The organism is Pseudoalteromonas sp. bablab_jr011 (assembly GCF_016464045.1).
Lineage (GTDB): Bacteria > Pseudomonadota > Gammaproteobacteria > Enterobacterales > Alteromonadaceae > Pseudoalteromonas > Pseudoalteromonas lipolytica.
Window position 1 is genome coordinate 22,410 of sequence record NZ_JACDWU010000250.1, and the last position, 22,475, is coordinate 44,884.

17 protein-coding genes are annotated in these 22,475 nt (G+C 42.2%); 8 read left to right on the plus strand and 9 right to left on the minus strand.

The annotated features are described in order from the left end of the window. Positions 1-148 precede the first annotated feature (148 nt). Positions 149-2,599: a glycerol-3-phosphate 1-O-acyltransferase PlsB gene (gene plsB / locus JIG41_RS14825; protein WP_075594185.1), complete on the plus strand. Its 2,451-nt coding sequence runs from the start codon at positions 149-151 to the stop codon at positions 2,597-2,599. Here the strand turns inward: plsB and tesB are convergent. Then, complete coding sequence (gene tesB / locus JIG41_RS14830; protein ID WP_036974222.1) at positions 2,596-3,453, minus strand: acyl-CoA thioesterase II; 858 nt, start codon at positions 3,451-3,453, stop codon at positions 2,596-2,598. The two genes, plsB and tesB, sit on opposite strands and share 4 nt — an antisense overlap. 79 nt (positions 3,454-3,532) lie before the next feature. On the opposite strand from tesB, the gene JIG41_RS14835 reads away from it, so the two are divergent. Continuing rightward, on the plus strand, positions 3,533-3,994 hold the full coding sequence (locus JIG41_RS14835) for an EVE domain-containing protein (protein WP_199525022.1): 462 nt from the start codon (positions 3,533-3,535) through the stop codon (positions 3,992-3,994). Between the two features lie 85 nt (positions 3,995-4,079). After that, positions 4,080-5,111 carry a cytosolic protein gene (locus tag JIG41_RS14840; protein ID WP_199525023.1) on the plus strand — a complete coding sequence of 344 codons (1,032 nt, stop codon included), beginning with the start codon at positions 4,080-4,082 and terminating at the stop codon, positions 5,109-5,111. Between the two features lies 1 nt (position 5,112). Here JIG41_RS14840 and JIG41_RS14845 read toward each other — a convergent pair whose 3' ends face one another. Then, on the minus strand, positions 5,113-5,319 hold the full coding sequence (locus JIG41_RS14845) for a PLDc N-terminal domain-containing protein (protein ID WP_036974228.1): 207 nt from the start codon (positions 5,317-5,319) through the stop codon (positions 5,113-5,115). Further along, complete coding sequence (locus JIG41_RS14850; RefSeq protein ID WP_036974230.1) at positions 5,319-6,386, minus strand: potassium channel family protein; 1,068 nt, start codon at positions 6,384-6,386, stop codon at positions 5,319-5,321. Before JIG41_RS14850 ends, JIG41_RS14845 begins: the two co-directional genes overlap by 1 nt. Before the next feature lie 146 nt (positions 6,387-6,532). Between JIG41_RS14850 and JIG41_RS14855 the strand changes: the two genes are divergently transcribed. Further along, positions 6,533-7,483 carry a chemotaxis protein CheV gene (locus JIG41_RS14855; protein WP_036974232.1) on the plus strand — a complete coding sequence of 317 codons (951 nt, stop codon included), beginning with the start codon at positions 6,533-6,535 and terminating at the stop codon, positions 7,481-7,483. Positions 7,484-7,590: 107 nt separating this feature from the next. After that, positions 7,591-8,904 carry a short-chain fatty acid transporter gene (locus JIG41_RS14860; protein ID WP_199525024.1) on the plus strand — a complete coding sequence of 438 codons (1,314 nt, stop codon included), beginning with the start codon at positions 7,591-7,593 and terminating at the stop codon, positions 8,902-8,904. 78 nt (positions 8,905-8,982) lie between these two features. Here the strand turns inward: JIG41_RS14860 and JIG41_RS14865 are convergent, their stop codons facing one another. Beyond that, positions 8,983-9,999, minus strand: coding sequence for a metalloprotease (locus JIG41_RS14865; protein ID WP_036974236.1), 1,017 nt, complete (start codon positions 9,997-9,999; stop codon positions 8,983-8,985). Between the two features lie 176 nt (positions 10,000-10,175). Between JIG41_RS14865 and JIG41_RS14870 the strand changes: the two genes are divergently transcribed. Continuing rightward, the gene (locus JIG41_RS14870) at positions 10,176-11,396 is read left to right on the plus strand and encodes an EAL domain-containing protein (RefSeq protein ID WP_036974238.1); all 1,221 of its coding nucleotides are present in this window, start codon (positions 10,176-10,178) and stop codon (positions 11,394-11,396) included. Here JIG41_RS14870 and JIG41_RS14875 read toward each other — a convergent pair. Further along, positions 11,393-12,457: a hemolysin family protein gene (locus tag JIG41_RS14875; protein ID WP_199525025.1), complete on the minus strand. Its 1,065-nt coding sequence runs from the start codon at positions 12,455-12,457 to the stop codon at positions 11,393-11,395. The genes JIG41_RS14870 and JIG41_RS14875 overlap by 4 nt on opposite strands. A 145-nt stretch (positions 12,458-12,602) precedes the next feature. On the opposite strand from JIG41_RS14875, the gene JIG41_RS14880 reads away from it, so the two are divergent. Then, entirely contained in the window at positions 12,603-15,098 is a 2,496-nt protein-coding gene (locus JIG41_RS14880) for a S9 family peptidase (protein ID WP_065978916.1), read from the plus strand. Positions 15,099-15,263: 165 nt separating this feature from the next. Continuing rightward, the gene (locus JIG41_RS14885; protein WP_036974296.1) at positions 15,264-15,968 is read left to right on the plus strand and encodes a response regulator transcription factor; all 705 of its coding nucleotides are present in this window, start codon (positions 15,264-15,266) and stop codon (positions 15,966-15,968) included. A 96-nt stretch (positions 15,969-16,064) separates the two neighbouring features. Here the strand turns inward: JIG41_RS14885 and JIG41_RS14890 are convergent, their stop codons facing one another. The 4 genes from JIG41_RS14890 to JIG41_RS14905 form a co-directional block, all read right to left on the minus strand. After that, on the minus strand, positions 16,065-17,576 hold the full coding sequence (locus JIG41_RS14890; RefSeq protein ID WP_199525026.1) for a YifB family Mg chelatase-like AAA ATPase: 1,512 nt from the start codon (positions 17,574-17,576) through the stop codon (positions 16,065-16,067). A gap of 38 nt (positions 17,577-17,614) precedes the next feature. Beyond that, entirely contained in the window at positions 17,615-18,229 is a 615-nt protein-coding gene (locus JIG41_RS14895) for a trimeric intracellular cation channel family protein (RefSeq protein ID WP_199525027.1), read from the minus strand. A 70-nt stretch (positions 18,230-18,299) separates the two neighbouring features. Further along, on the minus strand, positions 18,300-18,671 hold the full coding sequence (locus JIG41_RS14900; RefSeq protein ID WP_199525028.1) for a hypothetical protein: 372 nt from the start codon (positions 18,669-18,671) through the stop codon (positions 18,300-18,302). A gap of 55 nt (positions 18,672-18,726) precedes the next feature. Next, positions 18,727-22,224: a PKD domain-containing protein gene (locus JIG41_RS14905; protein WP_199525029.1), complete on the minus strand. Its 3,498-nt coding sequence runs from the start codon at positions 22,222-22,224 to the stop codon at positions 18,727-18,729. Between the last annotated feature and the right edge of the window lie 251 nt (positions 22,225-22,475).

Consider the following 22,475-nt stretch of genomic DNA (forward strand, 5'->3'; position numbering starts at 1 on the left):
ATTCAGTTAAGCTATGTCTTTGCTTTACTATAGTTAATTTGAATAAACCCAAAAGCCACACTATGGCAATGGTCAGTCCAGTTAATAATTGCTATTCTATGGCGCTTTTTTTGTTTCTATTATTACTCTTAATTACTTTGGTGAGTTAATGCGTATCATTAATCGTTGTTTAAATATCATTTCTGCCGGTATGAACCGCTTATTTGTTAAAAGTAAGGTCTTGCCAGAAAACCCGATTGAGCAATATAACCTAAACCCCGCCAACCCGACCTTTTATATTGTTAGACTCAATGCGCGCTCTGATTTAGCGGCACTCGCACGCGTGTGTAAAAAATACGGCTTACCAAGTCCAACAGAAGAGCAGCTTTTGGGTAATAAAGAGCTTGATCGTTTTATTGGAATTCAAAACCCGCCGCCTCTGTTTGGTAATAAAAGTAAACCCAGTAATGCACTTCACCAAGGCAAACACATTATTGACCACCTAATGCACTCAGGTGAGAAAAACGTACAGGTTATCCCGGTTACTATTTTATGGGGTCGTAACCCAGGAAAAGAAAAGCCAGGTTTAGGTACATTGGTATCACACTCACTTACGCCAAGCTGGTTTCGTAAGTTCTTTGTCATTTTGTTTTCAGGTCGTGACAACTTTATTCGCTTTAGCCAACCGCTCGACTTATCGCTCTTGGTAAACGAAAAAGCCGATGTTGATGAACTGCCACATAAATTGCTACGTGTTGCTCGCGTGCACTTCCGTCGTCAGAAACTGGCAGCTACCGGGCCAAAAATGCCCTCACGTGAGCAGTTGTTTAATTCGCTGCTTGCCTCGCCAACCATCAAAAAAGCCATTCAAGTAGAGGCAAAAGAAAAAAACATTAGCCAAAATGAAGCGCGTCAAAATGCGCTTAAATTATTAGACGAGATCGCTGCTAACTACAGTGACGCGACTATTCGTGTTGCCGATCGTATTTTGACGTGGCTGTGGAATAAGTTGTATAACGGCATCGATATTAAATTTTCTGAGCAAGTCCATGAGCTAACCGACAAAGGCCACGAGATTATCTATATGCCTTGTCACCGCTCGCATATGGATTACTTATTACTGACCTATTCGATTTACCATTTAGGCTTAGTACCGCCGCACATTGCAGCGGGCATCAACTTAAACTTCTTCCCTGCAGGTGGCGTATTCCGCCGCAGTGGTGCATTTTTCATTCGTCGCTCATTCGCGGGCAATAAATTGTACTCCTCTGTATTTAAAGAGTACCTAAGCCAGTTATTCATTAAAGGCTACTCAGTAAAGTTTTATACCGAAGGTGGCCGCAGTCGTACAGGTCGTTTATTACCACCTAAAACGGGTATGTTAGCAATGACATTGCAAGCGATGCTGCGCGGCATCGATCGCCCTATTTCGATTGTGCCCGTTTACATTGGTTATGAGCACGTAATGGAGATTAATACGTATTTAAAAGAGCTGGCAGGTAACGACAAAAAAGGCGAATCCGTTTTAGGGATTTTTAAGGCTATTAAAAACCTTAAAAACTATGGCCGTGGCTACTTAAACTTTGGTGACCCCATTTCGATAAACCAATACCTTAATGAGCAGCAACCTGATTGGCGTGAATCGATTCACCCAACAGATGTACAAAAACCACAATGGTTGGGCCCACAAGTCGCTAATCTTGCAGACAAAGTGATGGTTAATATCAATAGCGCTGCGGCGCTTAATGCGGTGAATTTGTTAGCGATGATCTTACTGGTTAACGATAAACATGCGCTGAGTAAACCCAAACTGATTGCCCAACTTGAGTTCTACTTGCACCTGCAACGTAGTGCAAGCTATAGCGACAAAGTGACCACCCCCAATGAAAGCGCAGAGCAGCTGTTAGAGCATGCATTAAAACTGAATAAATTTGATGTGATCAGCGACGAATTTGGCGAAATCATTGCAATTAACGATAAAGAAAAAACGCTGTTTAACTATTATCGTAATAATGTGTTGCACTTGTTCGCTGTTCCCAGCTTACTGGCACTGCATTTATTTAAAACACACAAAACGACTCTGGCTGATTGCCAAGCCGTGATTACACGCTTTTACCCGCTATTTGCCAAAGAGTGGTTCTTACATGAGTTAGATGAAAACTACATTACTCGTGTTCTTGCCAGCTTTGTTGATCAAGACTTAATTGAAATCGATGGCAATAATATCAAAGTGACAAACAGCAACGACTGCTTAGCAAAACTCGAAATGCTAGGGCGTGCCTTGAGCTTAACCTTGCAGCGTTATGCAATCGTGGTTGGCTTTATTCAAACCAGCAAGGGGATTGAGCGAGAAGAGCTTGAGCACGAAAGCCAAGTATTAGCAGAGCGTTTAGGCACGCTGCATGGCATTAAAACCCCTGAGTTTTTTGATAAAAAAGTACTTATCGGGTTTATTTCAAGCTTACGTGAGCAAAAGTTAATTACCGAAACAGAGCACGGTTTTACCGGTAGTAATGCACTTTGTGAAGTATATATGTATCTAAAAGCATTGCTGCCAGCACGTGTCTGGCAGTCAATTGATGACATAGTGCAAAGCCAAGCTACGCACTCAAAGGATTAGCGCTGGCGCATCACCCCTTCTTGGATCGTTGAGGCAACTAAGTTGCCTTGACGGTCAAAGAACTGCCCTCTCACCAAACCCCTTCCCGAGCTCGCACTTGGGCTATCAATAGAATATAAAATCCAATCATCAAGCCTAAACGGACGATGAAACCACATCGCATGGTCAATTGTCGCCACTTGCATATTAGGTTGCATAAACGACACACCGTGCGGTTGTAAAGCCGTAGGTAAAAACTCAAAGTCCGATGCATACGCCAATAAATAATTATGAATGCGTTGGTCATCTGGCATCTCGCCATTGGCTTTAAACCAAATGTGCTTAACAGGTTCCATTACCTGAGGTTTAAATGGGTTATGAAACGTGACTGGGCGCATTTCAATCGGCACCTCACGAATAAATTTATTGCGGATCACCTCGGGTATATGCTCAGCATTCGCTTGGTAAAATTCAAGCGATGACTTAAGTTCTTCAGGCTGGGGTACATCTGGCATATGGGCTTGATGCGACAGCCCCTCTTCTTCCCCTTGAAATGACGCTGTCATATAAAAAATAGGTTTGCCATATTGAATCGCTTTCACGCGACGCGTACTAAAACTTTTACCATCACGAATATTTTCGACGTCATAAATGATTGGTTTTTCGGCATCACCAGGGCGTAAAAAATAGGAATGCAAAGAATGGACAATGCGCCCTTCTGGTAACGTTTCTTTGGCAGCCGACAAAGCTTGCCCCATAACTTGACCACCGAATACAGCACGAAACCCTAAATCTTGGCTTTGCCCTCGATACAAGCCTTGCTCAATTTCTTCTAACGATAGCAACGACAGTAAATCATCTAATACTTGGCTCATTTATTTATCCTCAATCCCGACAAGCGTTTAATGATACTATAGACTAATTGGAAGTAAATCTTTGTAAGGGCACCTAATTATGGCTTATTGGCTTTTTAAAACCGAACCTGATGCGTTTTCAATCAATGATTTAAAAAACGCGCCAAAGCAAACCTCAATGTGGGATGGTGTACGTAATTATCAAGCCCGTAACTTTATGCGTGATGGCATAAAAGCAGGGGATTTAGTGATGATTTATCACTCAAACTGTAAACATGTAGGCGTTGCGGGCATTGGCGAAATAACTCGTGAAGCCTATGCCGATCCAACGCAATTTGATTTAAGCAGTGACTACTATGATGCGAAGGCCACAGCAGAAAATCCACGTTGGTTTGTCGTTGATGTTACTTATAAAGCGCACCTTAACAAACTAGTGAGCTTACAAGCGATAAAAGCAAATGACGCCATCACTGACATAGCCCTAAAAAAAGGTGGGCGTTTATCAGTCATGCCCGTCACGGAGCATGATTGGCAACAAATAATCGCCATGAGTGAAAGCTAACATATTAAAGTCGCAGCCATTTTTATTAAATGGCTATTTTTGCTATAATGTGTCCCCTTTATTTTAGAGGTACCCTGGGGGATGTATGAAATTATTGTATTGGCTAGATGAATGGACCCAGCTCCCCCATGCAGAACAGCAAAAACAAGTGCCGTTCACAGACGGCGACTTACTCGGTGATGTGTATGTGAAATATCATATCATCGACGCCAGCAAACCTCTGCTATTTACCTTTTCTCCTGCGGGGACAAATTATCAAGAACATGACCTTACTGATGATTTCTCACCATGGGCCTACAAGCTTGCAAAAAAGCAAGATGTTAATATCATTGCCTTTCAACATTTAGGTATCAGTAACTGGTTTAGACACCGTAATTTATTATTTTTTATTGAGCAGTTAGCCCCCCTTATTGGCGGCTTTAAAGAACGCTTAGGCTATGGTTTAAGCCGAGGTGGCTTTGCAGTAGGTGCATTTGCTAATTTGTTGAAGCTCGATAAGGTGCTGCTATTTCACCCTGTCAGTACAAAAAATAAAGAAAAAGCGCCATGGGATGACCGTTCAAGTACTGATATCGCACAAAAATTTGATTGGGCAGGTGATTACCACGACGTAGATTTAGGGCAGGCTAAAGGTTACATTATTTATGACCCGACCAATCGAATTGACCGCGCTCATGCTAAACGGTATTCACAATTAACCCATTTACGGGTGTTTGGCATGGGTCACAGTGTTCATGCAACCTATTTAAATAAGTTTGGTTTTTATAAGGATGTGGCGGTGGATTTTATTCGCCATCAACAGGTTGATATTGCCCAGTTTCGCCAACAAACAAAAACCTTGCGCTTTAAAGAAGATTACTACCGACGCTTAAATAAAGCGAATAAAGGCTCTGCACACCGTTTAGCCTTGCTCAGTACCGCACATAATATTTTGATTGATGAAAAGGCTGAGCATCTCCAAGAGCAAAAGGAAGCTGTTGATGTACAGCCTCTGATTGATATAGCCATTAAGCACCAAGAGGCGCACCCTAAAGACGCGATAAAGTTACTCGAAGTCGCTCAGCAACTGTCGCCAGATGATCCATTGATTGAACATAAATTAAAGCAACTCAAGTAATCTAGCTTTTACCTTTACGGTGCTTTTTGACGTGCCCATGCTTGGGCACAATGGTCAGATACATAATCAAACCAAGCCACGAGAAAAAGATGATACCGATCAACCAGGCATTCTTTTCGTGACCTTGCGTGCGCTTACTATTGAGTACAATGACCACAGGTAAAATGTAGGCACTGAGAACAATAATTAAAAACGCGACTTCATTCATTATTTCACCAAGGCCGGCCAATCAACTTCGTTGCTTAACACACGCTCAACAGCAATATAATGTAAAATATCGCCTTCACTAACGACATAGTCAAGCGGCGGATTTAAATCCATATCTTGCGCACTAAGATTATGGGCAACGCCCAATAAAATAGCGTCATGACTTTGCTTAAAATGATGAAATAAATTACCAAATGTCATTGCTTGCACTCCCTTAGGAATTGGCAAACTGAACTGTGTATCACCATGTAAGGTTGATAATAGCTCTTCCTGAACACGGCTTGAGCCAGGATCTTGCATAGAGCGTACAAGTATTTCAGCCGATTTTGCACTGCTGCACTCGACATTATGGCAATGCTCTAGCAACATTTCGATTTTTGTTTCATCATCAAAATGCGCGCTGATATGGCAGTGTTCATTCACTAATTTGCTGATACGTAACGCTGTAGTAAACGTTTGGTCGTCATCTTGACCATCTATAATAATTTTATCTGCGCGTTCAATCGCCACTCGTTTTAGCTCGTCAATGTCGGTAAAGCTGCTTAAACGGGCAAAATCGACGTGCGGGTTGGCTAAAAATGGATGCTCCATTTGCTCTGTCACAGCGAGCAGAATACGACGATCTAAACGTTTTTGATCTGCTAAAATATAGTCAATCATCTTTTTAGTCCGCGTGTCATGCCAGCCAAAAATAATGATGTGATTGTTAATATGTGCGAAGCTTTTATCACCCGTCATAGCGCGCCTAATTAAGTAAGTTACTGTTTGCCCTGTTTTTCCTAACAGAACGCCAAATAATGCTAAACCAAATGGTATTTGTAATATTGCAACAATCCAACGTCCCAATTCTGTACTGGCGCTAAAGTCGCCATACCCTACCGTTGACGTTGTCACAACATAATAATAAAAATAGGTGCTAAGTGGTGTTAAGGCCTGCTCGCCAACAAGCACAAGTAACCACCAAATAAGTAGCATGTGCAATAGGGTTGTTATTACCACAGCTTGCCAACTCACTTGGTCAATATGGCTGCGAATAATCACCACTAAACGATTAAATAGATGATGCATAATCCTTGCAAATAGTCGTAGAGGAATTTATCCGATACGGTACTTTAATGCTTAGCCTTTGGCAACTGATGGAAAATTACTAATGCGTAACAATGAAAATTAATAGTAGACTATACTTTCTCTGTATTTAGTATTTAGGGTGATATATGTCTGGTGTTTTAGCCTCAGTCGACAAACGCACGCAACTGGTCGGTGAAAACCGTTTAGAGCTATTGCTTTTTTACCTGCATAGCCGCCATCTATTTGCCCTCAATGTTTTTAAAGTCAAAGAAGTGGTAAAAATACCACATATAAGCAAAGTCCCCCACGCCCACCCTAAGGTTGCTGGCGTGGTCGATATTCGTGGCGAATCCATCCCCGTGATTGATTTACGCAAGGCGATTTGTATGCCTGATGCACAGCATATCGAAGATACCAACCTTGTAATTACTGAATACAACCGAACGGTGCAAGGCTTTTTGATTGGGAAGGTCGATCAAATCATCAACATGACATGGTCTGACATCATGCCACCGCCAACGGCGATTGGTAAAAATCACTACTTAACCGCACTCACTAAAATCAAACGCGATGGCCAAGAACACTTAGTGGAGATCATTGATGTTGAAAAAGTACTCGCTGAAATCATCGAATACGAAGTCAATATTTCTGACGACATTTTAGATCAAAGCATCGTTAATGAGTTTGCTGGTCGTAAAATACTGCATGCTGATGACTCTCCCACAGCCCGCAAACAAGTGAGTGACACGCTCTCTCAACTTGGTATTGAAATTATCCCTGCACGTAACGGACTTGAAGCACTTAACATGCTGAAGAGGTGGGCAGATGAAGGCAAAGATGTTGAAAAAGAACTGCTGATGGTGATCACCGATGCAGAAATGCCCGCGATGGACGGTTACCGCCTTACACACGAAATTCGTAACGATAATCGTCTTAAAAACTTACACATTGTATTGAACACTTCACTCAGTGGTAGCTTTAATCAGGCGATGGTCGAAAAAGTCGGCTGTAATGCCTTTTTATCAAAGTTTCAGCCCATTTTACTGGTTGAAGAAGTGCAGGCACGACTAAAAGCGGTACTCGAACAGCAACCGTAACACTGCTTTTTCTAATACACCGAATACAGTCTCCTCGGTATCAATTTGCCAATTAGCTTCATTCATGATTAATTGGCACTATTGATTCAACGACAACAATAAAAACTATGCTAAATCGCGTTGCTAAACCATTTACCAAGCTGGTTGAACGTTATCTACCAGATCCATTTATTTTCGTCATTTTATTAACCTTGCTGAGCTTTATTGTGGCCAGTATTTTTACCCCCTCGTCCCCGGTGCAAGTATTAGCTGCGTGGGGAGGTGGTTTTTGGAACTTATTGCAATTTGCCATGCAAATGCTGCTGGTCTTGCTAACAGGTTATATGCTGGCAAGTACCCCTGTTATGCGACACCTGTTAACCACGCTTGCGACGCTCGCGAATATCCCCGCTAAAGCAATCATACTAGTAACGTTAGTTTCTTTATTGGCAAGTTGGATAAACTGGGGATTTGGCTTGGTTATAGGGGCTTTATTTGCCAAAGCGATTGCCAAACAAACCCGGGTAGATTACCGACTACTGGTTGCCAGCGCTTATTCAGGCTTTATTGTCTGGCATGGTGGTTTAGCGGGTTCAGTACCGCTAACTATCGCCACCGACGGACACTTTTCGGAACAAAGTATTGGGGTAATTGGCACTGAAAACACCGTCTTCGCAGGCTTCAATATTGCGATTGTGCTGGGTTTATTTATTATTATGCCACTGGTTAATCGCTACATGTTGCCAAACGAGAAAGACAGTGTGTATGTTGACCCAGCAAAACTTAACGATGAGCCCACGGCATCAGTAAAACCCACTCGCCCAGCCGAAGTGATTGAGCATAGTCGTATATTAGGTATCGGTATTGGTCTTGTTGGTCTTGGCTATCTATTTTATTACTTTGTACTCAGTGGCGGTGGCTTAAACTTAAATAGTGTCATCGCTATTTTCCTGTTCAGCGCTATTTTACTGCATCAAACACCTCATAATTTACTGCAAAGCTTACAACAGGCGATCCCGAGTGGCGCAGGCATCGTGATTCAATTTCCATTTTATGCAGGGATTATGGCCATCATGGTCAAAACAGGACTTGCCCAGCAAATATCTGAAGGGTTTATTGCCATTGCAACCACTGAATCACTGCCCTTTTGGAGCTTTTTAAGTGCGGGGTTTGTAAATATTTTTGTGCCATCTGGTGGAGGTCAATGGGCTGTTCAGGCACCAATCGTGATCCCGGCAGCACACGCACTCGGTGCCGACATACCTCGTGTAGCGATGGCCGTTGCGTGGGGTGATGCATGGACTAACCTGATACAACCCTTTTGGGCACTCCCTGTGCTTGCCATTGCAGGCCTAAAAGCCAAAGACATCATGGGCTTTTGCTTGGTGCAACTGATCATCACGGGTGTGTTTATTTCATTAATGTTGAGTTTTTATCCTTAAAAAGCAAAGCAGGAAGTGTAAAAACACTTCCTGCTTAGTCATTAGATTCACAAAAATATTCGCTCTGCTTTTGTAAACTTAACTCGATAAAATTTTCATTGGTAGGCTTAAAATTGCGCTTTCAGAGTCGGCAAAGTGCATCATAACAGCCACATGTCCGGCAACAACAAGTGCATACATTACCGCTGAAAAGCCTTGGCCATAGGTGTCCAGAGGGATTAAATGCGAGTAATGACGGCCGCGCCATTCGAAGACAATTTCCAGCGCCCCAACAAATAAGAAAAACACCAACAGCATTAAGCCAAAGGTGTAACTTAACCATAAGCCAAATAACACCCCTAATAAACACACGCTTAAACCAATCCAAGATCGCATTGAAAAGCTAATACTTTTTAAAACATGGCCGCCATCTAGCGGTAAAATTGGTAATAGGTTAAATAAATTAAGCAAAGCACTCAGTACAGCAACACCGGCAAATATTTCCATTTCAGTGGCGTAATAAAGCACCACGCCGAGCACTGAGGTAATTAAACCAAATGCAGGCCCCATGAGTGAGATCACCACATCTTGCCAGCGCGTTGTTATTTTATCGTCGGATACAGCCAGTCCTCCAACAAAAGGGATAAGATAAATACCCTTGGTTTTAATACCAAAGTATTTCATGGCTCTAACATGACCATATTCATGCACCACTAAACAAGCAATCAGCATTAGCGCAAACTCGATTGAGAATAGCCATGCATAGCCGGCAACTGACGCACCAGCGAGTGCCGCTTTGACGACCTTTGCACTTTTAAAGAGTTTAAATCCTAACGCGAGCAAACCGATGATGCCACGTTTTGGCTCAGCCTCTTGCATAGCGGGTAATGCAAGTTGACTCACCCACTGTTGATTTACATAAACACCCAAGCTTTTATCGAGCACGGTGCTGGTATCTAACCCGATACGCTGCCCTTGAAAATCAAACTCATACATTTGTTGTTCTGGGTTCTCGAACGCAATCGCTTGTTGTTGATGAAATAATTGCACTAACTGCGCGCCCTTTAAATGCAATGTAAAGGTTTCATTTGCTAAGCTCAGCTGAAGTCTGATCATAATCTATTTAACGGCTAATAAGGAGTGTGGCTATTATACTGAGGCGGCGCTAAATTACGAATTAACTCTTGCGGCCCTTGTTGTGATTATTTACATCAATACACAAGTAAAAAACATGACGAAATAGCATTTTTCTACTACTTTTAACTAAAGCATTTCTTGTTCATGGAGTGAATATGGTGAAGTCAGCACGGCATATACTCGTAGTCGATGATTCTAAAGCGATTCTTATCGTTATGCAGGCCATTTTAAATGAGCTTGAAGTTCCTCATGTCACAACCTGCTTAAGTGCTTGCGAAGCCTTAGAGAAAATAAAAAAAGCCCCGCATTATTTTGATGCCGTCTTCACTGATTTAAATATGCCTGATATGGATGGTATGGAGCTTATGCGTCATTTAGGCGCAATGAAATACCATGGTGCGATCGCAATCATTTCTGAAATGGACCCTAAAGTCATCGATTTAGCGGCTGACCTTGCACGTAAACACAACGCGCATCTTATTGGCAATATTTCAAAACCCGTGCAACTGAATCAAGTTTACTTACTACTCCAAAAACTTGAGCATTTTTCGATTCATGTCGAACGAACAAAATCCCCGATTTCGGAGTCACTTTTACTGCATGCTATTAGCCACAATGAAGTCGTGCCATTTTATCAACCAAAAATTAATCGCCATGACAATCGGGTTGAAAGTATTGAAGTGCTGGCACGAATTAACACCAGTAAAGAAGATGATATCGTTTTACCCGAACGCTTTATCTGTATTGCCGAAGATTTAGATCTTATTAACCTTATTACTTTTCAATTATTTGAAAAGGCGACGAGCGACTTTTCTGAAATTAAAGAGCACTTTGAACCAAATTTAAAACTGGCTTTTAATTTATCGCCTTCACAGCTTGAAGACTTAAGCTGCCCAGATAAACTAGCCCTCATTTTGCACTTAAACAATTTATCGCCAAGCGAAGTGATTTTAGAAATTACAGAGCAGTATGCACTTCGTAGTGCCGCACAACTCGAAACCCTAAACCGCCTTAGAATGCGTGGTTTTGGTATTTCGCTCGATGACTTTGGGACCGGCTTCACCAACGTGCAACAACTCAAAACCCTGCCTTTTACAGAGATAAAAATAGACAGGACACTAATCAGTAATATTGAAACTGATCAGTTTTCACAAGTTATCGTCAGTAGCTTAGTAAATATTGCGATTCAAGAAGACTTAGCCATTGTGGCTGAGGGGATAGAGCGCGTAGAAGAGCTTGACTACCTAGACCGCTATAAAGAATTTATCTTAATGCAGGGTTTTTTACTTTGCCGCCCGAAAGCCAAAGAAGACTTTTTAAATTGGTCATTTTCATGGCGGCAAATGGTTAAAACCGCAGCGGGGTATCGCCGCTAAGGCTCACGTTTATCGTCGCTAACAATCGTATTACTGCTCTCTAAACGCTGCCGCCAGCGCTGCTTTGCCTCTTTTTGCATATTGGCAGATTGGTCATGTTCGTCAACGATTTCAAGCCCCATTAAGGCCTCAATTAAATCTTCCAATGTCACAATGCCTTGAATATCACCATATTCATCAACCACTAAGCAAATATGAACACGTTGCGATAATAAGGTTTCAAGCAAAGTAGGCACATGCAAGGTTTCTGGCACCGTATAAATAGGCTTGACCAGCTTGCTAATTTTGTAGTCTTCACCCAAGCGATGGTAAGCAAGCATAATATCGTTTTTATGTACAAAACCAATAATGTCATCGCCATTTTTATCGTATACCAACACCCTAGAAAATGACGATGAACCATATTCCGATAAATACTGATTCACTGTAATATCTTTGTGTACTTTAAAAAGCACAGTGCGCGGCGTCATTAATGTATCAAGTTTGGCATGGCGAAAATGCAATAAACTGCGAATAATCTCAGACTCATCTTGTCTAAGTGCCCCAGATTCAGTGCCTATATCTGCCATTGCTTCAATTTCTTTACGTATATAATATGCTTCATCGTAATTGCGCCCTAAAAAGCGAGTTAAGATATCCGCAAACCAAACAAAGGGTTTTAAGATAAAGACTAAACCCACCAGGCTTACGCTTACGATGGGGGTTAAAGCACGCCAGTAATTAGCACCTAATGTTTTTGGAATAATTTCGGATAACACGAGTACCAGTAGTGTCATTATTGCTGAAGCAATGCCGACAGCCGCATCCGAAAAAACCACCGCGGCTTGCGCACCAACACCCGCAGCACCTGCAGTATGAGCAATCGTATTTAAAGTTAAAATAGCCGCCAATGGTTGATCTATATTGTCTTTCAACTTAGCAACACGCTCAGCTAAAAGAGGTTGCTGTTTTCGTATTAAAGCAACATAGCTTGGCGTAATGCTTAGCAACACAGCCTCCATTACTGAGCATAAAAAAGAAACGGTAATTGCCACCAGCATGTATACAAGTAATAGTGTCACTGTGCGCCCTCAGCTTTAATGAAGTGCCTCACCTTAACAAGTGTTTACACGAAGCTCAATCCATTCTGCATTCTAACGCAGCACACTTTTTGACATTTTTGCTGCGTGTTATATTGCTCTAAACCACCATTTAATAGGCTAAATCATGATGTTTACAACAACTTGGCTGAGCAAGCGCGCTCGCTTAAAAACAGCACTCAGCGCTGTGGCACTGTGCACTTTAACAAGCACAGCAATGGCTGCTGCCATTGATAAGTCTGCAATACAATTTATTGGTCCACTTAGCGATGACATGCAACTTAAGCCCTATCAAACCGAGCACCGCGATGCCATCATCGCCAATCTACTGCCACACTTACAAAAAAATACCTCCCGTGTACGTGTCTTTGGTGATGAACAAGATTGGCAAGCATTTGATAAAGTAAGTGCCCTTACTTTAGGGGGCCTGCAAGCCCTAAAATTCACAGCGTCAGCCGAACGTTTTAGTCAAGGTAAGTTAACGTTAAAGGGGATCGAAAACGCCCAGTTATTTATTAACGGCGAAAAACAGACTGAAAAAGATAAAACTTATGAATTGGCATTGAGTCAAGGCGACCATCAAATAGTGATCATCACAGAGCAAGTGCCTAATTGGCATGATGTTGCCATTGATTTTGAAGCTAAATCAGAGGAAAGCGCTCTGACCTTTTCAGCAAAAGAGCAGCATGGTTTATCGGCAAAGCAATTATTTGATGCGCCAACGATAAGCTACATTTCTATGTCACCAAATGGCGCACATTTTTTGGCGAGTACACGCCATTACGACGATAAATCAGCAAACCAAGCTCTGTATGTCACTGAGTTAAAAAACGCTAAAAATAAGACTATTTATCGTTTTGAATCAGCGCAGCCTAGCAATATAACTTGGAGCCCAGACGGTTCAAGCTTGGTGTATTTAATCGAGGGCGAGCTTAAGCGCTTAAATTTAGAAACACTGCAACTCACTGTCATAGCTAAGCATCTTGCAGGCGCAAATGGGTTTCAATTTTACAATAATGACAGCTTAATTTTTAGTTGGTCAAAATCACCCAGCGACGATGGAAAACTCACCAAGCACTATCAAGGGCTTCAAGACCGTTGGTCTTATGCGCGTACCACGTCACAAGTGTACTTACTCGATATAAGCACAGGATTAAGTAAAATTTTAAGTCAAGGCCCGCTGAGCCATTCACTTGAAGACTTCGATGCTCAACAAGGTGTTGTGTTAATGAGTCGCTCAGCCCAAGCTATGAACCGTTCGCCAGAACCCGCGACTGAACTTGTTGAGCTAAATATTGCCACTGCAGCGAGTAATGTACTTGGCCAATTTAAAACCTTTAATCAAGCAAAATACACCGACGACGGTATTTATGTTACAGCTGGCCCTGACTTCAGAGATGGCCTTGGCCGTAATTTACCCGAAGGCATGCTTGCCAATAATTACGATGGGCAACTTTACTTACTTAGCCGCGATGGCAAAAAAGCGACGGCACTAAGCAAAGAGTTTGACCCGGCGATAGGCCAACTTACGGTGCTTGCAAATGGCGATGCACTGTTAAAAGTGACTGAGCAAGATACTGTGCAATTATATCAATACGATTTAAGCAAAAAACGTTTTAACAACGTGAATACAGGCTTTGATGTTGTTGAGCAATTTAGTTTCTCAGACGAGCGTAACCCTACTCTGCTTGTTACAGGCACCACAGCATCAACACCACAACAACTTAAGCAACTCACTGTAGGTAAAAGTCGTACTAAGGTGCTGTGGGACTCCACACCAATTAGCTACCAACACACTGATATTGCAGCGCTTGAAGAGTTTAATTTCATTAACCCTGAAGGTGTAGAAATTAAAGGTCGCGTGTACTTGCCGCATAATATAGATAAGAGTAAACAATACCCTGCTTTGGTTTACTACTATGGCGGTACATCACCGGTGACGCGTGGCTTTACTGGGCGTTACCCTTTTAACCTGTGGGCGGAACATGGTTATGTGGTTTACGTTATTCAACCAACAGGTGCAACGGGATTTGGCCAAGAGTTTTCGGCTAAACACGTTAATGCATGGGGTGAATACACCGCAAACGATATTATTAATGGCACACGAGCATTTCTTAACCAGTATCCGTTTGTCGATAGTAAACGCGTTGGTAACTTAGGCGCCTCATACGGTGGCTTTATGACCATGCTGCTGGCGACAAAAACAGATATGTTTAGTGCCTCTATTGCACATGCGGGAATTTCAAATATCACGTCTTATTGGGGCCAAGGTTGGTGGGGATATTTATACTCAGCTGAAGCATCTAAAAATAGCTACCCGTGGAATAACCCGCAACTTTATAGCCAACACAGTCCCGTGTTTCATGCTGACAAAGTAACAACGCCGCTATTACTACTTCATGGTGACTCAGATACCAATGTACCGGTTGGTGAAAGCCACAATATGTACACGGCATTAAAGTTATTAGGTAAAGATGTTGATCTGATTGAATATAAAGGTGCAGATCACCAAATATTTGCCCGTGACAAACGCTTTGATTGGTGGAATACGATGCTGGCTTATTTCGATAAAAACTTAAAAGATCAGCCTCAATGGTGGCAGTATCTTTACCCTGAAAAATAACAAAAAAACATCACTGAGTACCTGCAAAGGTACTCAGCTTTTTACAAATATATAAAAGCTAAGCCATTAAATTGTAAGAAACAGTTACAAACCGCTCCATTGCACTTCTCAGCCTTTACCATACAGTGCTAACATAACAGCAAATCAAGTATGAAATTAAAGCGAATGACTATTCAAGTTTTATTGGTTGAAGACGACGAGCTTCTCGTTAAACGCATTCTCAATCATTTTAAAGAGACTGAATTTAATATTGAGGTAGATTCAACGGGAGCCGATGCTTTAAGCATCGTGCAATCACGTGCCTCTCTACAAGATGCAATTTCTCTGGCAGTGATCGACATAGTCTTACCCAAGCGCGATGGTTTGTTACTTGCCAAAGAGCTCAATGCACTGACCAATATTGGTGTAATTGTTTTATCTAGTCGTGACTCACAAGCCGATCGTATTGCAGGCCTTGCTCAAGGCGCTGATGATTATATTTGTAAACCGGTTGACCTGCTTGAACTTGAGCTAAGAATGCGCGCCCTTTACAAACGTTTAAAAGGCTCACAACACGACGATGAAAGTGAAGAGTTTATAGAATATGCCGACTTTAAGCTGCACCCTGACAATCGCACTTTGATCACCCCAAGTGGCGAAGAGTCTCGCCTCACTGAAGCTGAACATAAAGTGCTTATTTGCTTGATTGCCAACGCAGGAAAAGCAACCTCTCGAGAGAAAATATCTGAAGAGATTGGGCAACCCGACTGGAGCCCAAGTGACCGTACCGTCGATGTGTTAATTGGCCGTTTACGTAAAAAGCTCAGTGACGAAAAAGATCAAAAGCGCATCGTAACAGTTCGTGGTAAAGGTTATATGCTTTCTATTTAGGTATACACAGCGCCTAAATGACTCATTGTTTATAAACATACCACCTAACACGGTGACGCTTGCTAAAACACGTAAAATATTGAATAAAGCATCGATTTAAAATTGTGTTAATTGGCTTATTAGGCGCTCAAAGGCACGATAATTTAATGCCTCTTTTAATTCGCTTAAGGTGATCGTTGGTTGCTCTTTTAAGTCACTAATTGTTCGGGCAACTTTAATAACACGATGGTAAGAACGTGGTGACAGCGCCAGTTTTTCACTGGCTCTCGCTAAAAACTGCAACTCTGCAGCTGCAAGCCCACAATATCGACTCATTTCTTTATTGTTCAATCGTGCATTCACTTTACCTTGCCGTGCATGCTGAAGCGCATGCGCTCGCTCCACACGTTTACGTACTTGCTGACTGCTCTCTTCTGGTTCGGTACTTTGCAATTGAGCGCTGGTAAGTCGTGGTAATTCAATTTGTAAATCTATTCGGTCAATAAACGGACCCGATACACGAGATAAATAGCGCAATACTTGATCTGGTGTCGCACGCTTGTCGGTATGGCTTCCCGTTGGGCTGGGGTTAAGTGCAGCTATAAGCTGAAATTGAGAAGGAAACTCCATTTGCCTCGCAGCCCTTGATATTGTTACGACCCCAGTTTCCATTGGCTCACGAAGCGAGTCTAGCACTTTACGCTCAAACTCAGGGAGCTCATCCAAAAATAACACGCCGTTGTGTGCCAGTGAAATTTCACCGGGCTTCGGGTTCGATGACCCTCCAACCAGCGCGACTGCCGAACAAGTATGATGTGGATTTCGAAAGGGACGCTCTCGCCACTTAGATAAATCAACAGACTGACCAATAATAGAATAAAGCGCCGCGGTGCTTATTGCTTCATCATCCGACATGGTCGGCATAATGCTTGGCATTCGCTGTGCTAGCATCGATTTACCCGTGCCTGGCGGGCCTAAAAAAAGCAAGTTATGGCCACCAGCAGCCGCGATTTCCAACACACGTTTGGCACCAGGTTGGCCTTTAACATCACTTAAATCATAGATTGAATCGCGTTCTATTTGTTGCTCTGGGTACTCAATATTAAGCGGTAAGGGCTGCTGATTCAGTAAGTCGTTCCATACATCTTGAATAGAATAAATCGCTTTACGTGACACACCAGAAACAAGACTGGCTAAGGTGTCGTTTTCCGCTGGTAAAAAACAGCACCGGCCCTTTTCTTTCGCTCCTAATACGGAGGGTAAAATGGCATTCACTCCCCTTACTTCACCATTTAAGGCCAGCTCACCATAAAACTCATAGCGATGAATATCAGGGCACACTATTTGCCCTGATGCCACTAAAATCCCAACGGCAATGGCTAAGTCAAAGCGCCCTCCGTCTTTGGGTAGGTCAGCGGGCGCAAGATTAACGGTGATGCGCTGATCGGGAAAACCAAATTGTGAGTTTTCAAGCGCACTGCGCACTCTATCTTTAGCCTCTTTTACAGAGGCTTCAGGTAAACCAACAATATGAAAAGCAGGTAAGCCATTCCCTAAATGCACTTCGACAATGACTTCTGGAGCTTGCACTCCTACTTGAGCACGAGAGAAAATCCGAGCTAATGACACGTTCCGTTGTCCCTGTAATGTATCCTTGTTATTACAGTTTAGTCGGGATATTTAAAAACATGTAATGTGAGATTCCACTTCATTGCTGCAAGTCGTAATGTGAGGGTCATTAACATGGCCAGTACCATAGCCATTTCTGTCACTAACCCAAGTGAAATTCCCACTGTATAAACGATGCCACCCGCGATACAAGTGATCGCATAAAGCTCACCTTTTAATAACATAGGTACGTTGCCAGCAAGTACATCGCGGATCATGCCTCCGAAGCAACCTGTAATCACTCCCATAATAATAGCCGTGGTATCTGGCATGCCTGCAAGCAGGGCTTTTTGCGCCCCCATTACAGCAAAAAAAGCTAAACCAAACGCATCCGCTATTTGTAAAGCATATAACGGAATAGAGCGCTGTTTATTGATTAGCCGTGTCGAAATAAAAACTGAGACTAGAATAGCCCAAAAGTAACTTTGATCATGTAACCAAAAAACTGGAATATCTAAAATGAGGTCTCGTAAGGTCCCACCCCCAATGGCTGTAACGGTCGCTAACACAACAACACCAAAGCCATCCATTTTTTTATCGTACGCTAACAACGTCCCAGAAACAGCAAACACGGCAACGCCGATTAAATCAAACCAATGGTAAAGTTCCGTCATGTTTGTAACTAAAAAGTAATGTTACTTACGTTGTAACATAAACTTTTCAATCTTTTAAGCGAAGAATCAATTACTCGCCGCTTTCTACCAACTCAATAAATTGGAGACTTTGCATCATAACCCCATCAGCAAGTGTGGTATCAGAAAAGTACGATTCCTTTTCGGTCGCTTTACTGGGTGTCGCTAATAACACGTTATAGTCCTCTTCTAGCTCAAGCCATAAACTCCGCTCTTTGGCAGTCAACTGCGAATGTTGCTTGCGAACGCGATCAGCTTCATAAAAGGCTTCTTGTGCTTTTAAAAATGCATCTTGTGCACTTTCATCCATTTCTTCGCTTGAAAACAAACTAGTACCAATATCGCTGATATCTTCTTGTACTGCATCCATTGTTTTACAGGCTGTTAGGCTGAGTAGAAGAACTGAGAAATAAAATATTTTCATTGATTAAATCCTCAACAAAAGCCCAGTAACATTGCTGTTACTGGGCTGTGCACGGTTACTGCTTAATTAAACTGCCTGATACAAAAGAATGCAGAGCAGGGTCATCGTTATCATCATAGGTTTCTGGCACTTCGAAGCCTAAAGTCTCAACACTAAAACCACCATCTATCATCATTATGGGGGTCATGAGTACACCATAACCGTAGTTTTGAGTAACGGTCGGGTCGCTGTACATCATTAACGAACCTAGGTGTAGCTCCCATGTCGCTTCTCTCACTTCACCCTCTAATTCAAATGTTGCGGTACCATCATTTGAAATAACAACATTCGATGTTTGCATACCACTGCCATCATCTGCCATGTAGGTAAATCCATGTGAGCCCACTAACTCTGTTTCAGTAAAGGTCGCTTGTTCTATTACTCGCGTGACTCGCTCCATGATGCCGAAATCGTCGCCATCTTTAAAGTGTATAAAGTTACCTTGCGCTTTCACAATAAAGTTAGGGTCGGCTTGCTCAATAGGACTACCATAGGTTTTTTCATAGAAGTCTACTGACACCTTTTGAGTTTCTGTATCGTAGCTGTAATAACCACCTGAAATACCTAACTCATTAAACTCAGTATCATGTGCTAACTCTAAGAATGTGCCATCTTCTTTAAATACGGCAATAAAGAAATCACTGTCAAATGAGCCATCATAGTATCCTCCTATCAGCGGATTAGTTGCACTGTAAATGCGTGTGAGCGTTATAGTACCTTCACCTTCAATATCTAGGGTTAACGTATCACCAGATACGGTGGCTGTGATTGCTCCAGCATCATCAATACCAAAACTACCATTTGTATCTTCGCTAATTTGAACAGAGAATTCACCTGTTGACTCGTTCCACGTAAAATCACCTATTTCATAACCCGCAAAGGCAGTCTCATCATCAGGGTGTGACATAGCTTGGATTTGTAACCACTTACCATCACGTAAGATCACCGCCACTTCAGGTTCATCAGCGAGTTGCCATGCACCATCAAGAGGATGAACAGTCGCGGGACGTTCTATAACAACTTGTTCTTGAGCCATAGCCTCATCGAAGTACCATGCCTGCTTAGCATCTTCTGTACAGCTACTTCCTTGACTGTAAACACACACAGTTAAGAAATCGCGGTCAAATTCAACGACCTCAAATACCCATTCATTGGACATCAACTTACCACTTTGCAGTGCATAGCTGTTTTGCATATACGCGCCTTGGTAGGTTGTTGCTATTGAGTACTCAAAAGCACCTGAACTTTTGTCAGTGATAGTTGCCAACTCAATGGTTTCTACCCCAAGCTCTTTTGGAGTATAGAAGTTTGAGAAGTAACGATAGCTTGTATCATCTTCAGCATACATATGCTCCCACCAATACGGCGCAAATCGACTTACACCATAATTACTTGAAACAGAAAACTCTCGAATATGAGAAGCATAATATTCAGGCATTTCGGTGCCATCCATTTCAAATGCACGGTATTTACGATAGGTAAAGAAGTGCTCGCCATCTTTTGCTAGCAGCTGCTGTGTAAACTCTGTATAAACTGGGCAGCTATTGTCGGGTTTATCACAGGTTGCCGATATGCCTCCGGTGTCGGTGTAGTAGTTATTTCGAACAAACACACCTTCGCTGTTAATCTGCCAAGAGCGATAATGTTGATTAAGGCTAAAATTCATTAAGCCATCATCATATACATCGTAATGGAGATCAGGTTGCGCTGAATTTACACCTTGATAAATAGTCCATTTACCCAACACATCACTGTTTGTAAGCTGCAGCGTGTTATCTTTTACAAATAACCCTGTACTTGTAATACTTGAATCATCCGTTTTAGACATTAAAGAAGCTGCGAATTGGTAACCGACATTCATTGATTTTATAAACCAGAACGAGTAGTCAAACGTAAGTGACTCATCGGTGCTAGAAATCATCAACTGGTTATCAGACACTGACCAAGTAATCTCAACCGGTGCGTTGCTATTATTGATAAGTGTTCCCGTACCACCTTCAACTAAATTAAAATTAACGGCACTGCTGTAGCCGTAAAAATCAGATGTATTATCGACATACCATGAACCGACTAAATCGGCTGCGGCAACATTTAAGGTTTGTGTTTTATCGATTAACGTACGATTCGCGGTCAACTCTTCTGTCGATATTATCTCAGTCGTTGATTCGTTTTTCGTTTCAAACGCTGAATAAAGCTCAACAGTTCTATTAGCGTCATTTTCAAGTAAAATGCGCATATCCAAATCAGTTAAGTACTCGCACATTTCTTCTTGAGTCACTGTACCTGCATCAAAATAACACGATACTTTGACTGGTTCAGGAACAGTAATACTGACGACATCATTGTCCTGTGTCCAAGAGAATGAAGCATTAAAATTAATAAAAACATAACTGCCCGTTCCATCAGCGTTAAAATTAATCTGACCCGCGCCAAAACGCGTGTAATACTTGGGCGCCATAACAACATAGTCACCCACAACACTGCCAAATGAGTTATCAACCAACTCTTCATCGTCTTTAATGGTTTCTTTTACTGTTTCTATTAAGGCTGGATCTTGACTGTTCACGGTGTTGATAAAGTCATCAATACTCTCGCTGTCACTGACTAAATCAAGCGTAGACTCTACCCCTTCAGGTAAGCTGTAATCAGGATTATCAACAATAATTTTAATTAGTGCTGATAGCAGCAGTTTTTCGTCAGCATCAATCGCAAGCAAGGCTTTGTCTAATGCATCCTCAGAATCAACCGTGTCGTTATCACGACTAATAAGAGCAAATTCAGCAGTACTTACATTGGTAATATTGACACCAAAGTTTTCTTCTTTGCTCAGTGTTCCATCTTCGCCTGCTTGCGAGATTAAAGTAGCAATCGACTTAAGTTGAGAAACAAACTCTACACCCGGGTTGATGGCGTTATCGCCTAGCGCAACAAGTTTCACCAGTTTATTAGCAAAAGAGTCGTCTACTTCAACATCAACACGGTAGCGGCCTTGCTCATCAGCAGTAATCTCAAATAACTCATCACCAATTTGTACCGCCACATTTGAATTTATAATGGGCTCATCCGTTACAATACCTGTAATTGTGACACTGAGCACTTTACGCTTTAATTGAATAGTGACTTGTGCATTAGCTGTTGCACCATCGTCATCGGTGACGGTCACAGATAACACCACATCTGCATCATCTTCAATTGCAGGTGCCGTTATCGTTAGGCTGCTACTGTCACTACCCGACAAAGCTAAATCAGGACCAGAAATCTGCGACCATGCATAAGTACTAATAGTGCCGTCACTATCAGTTGCTGTTGCTAGAAGCGTTAACTCGCTACCTTCGGTGAGTGTTTCATCGCTGCTTATTGATACTGTAGGGCTTTTATTTTCTGCAACTGGCGGCTTTTTATCCTCGTCGCTATCGCTTCCACTGCCACCACAAGCGGTTAAACCGACAAGACTTGTCGCGAGCAGTAGCTGTTTAAAGTGATTTATTAATCGTGAATTAGGAGGGCTCATCATGTCATTCCTTACATTGATTGCTACGTAGCCACCCAAAAAGAGGCAACTGCACAAACAGTTGCCATATCTCAAGGGAAGCGAAATCTAACAATTATGAACAAAGGCGGGATCTCCGTGACTTCCTTAACCATATACTGAGTTCAGCTATGTTTGCCCGTCAAATATGAACACGTGAGATCCCATCAAAACGGTTCATCTTTCGTTAAGTTTTATAGGTTAGATGAGATGCAAAAATTATGTATGCTTGATGC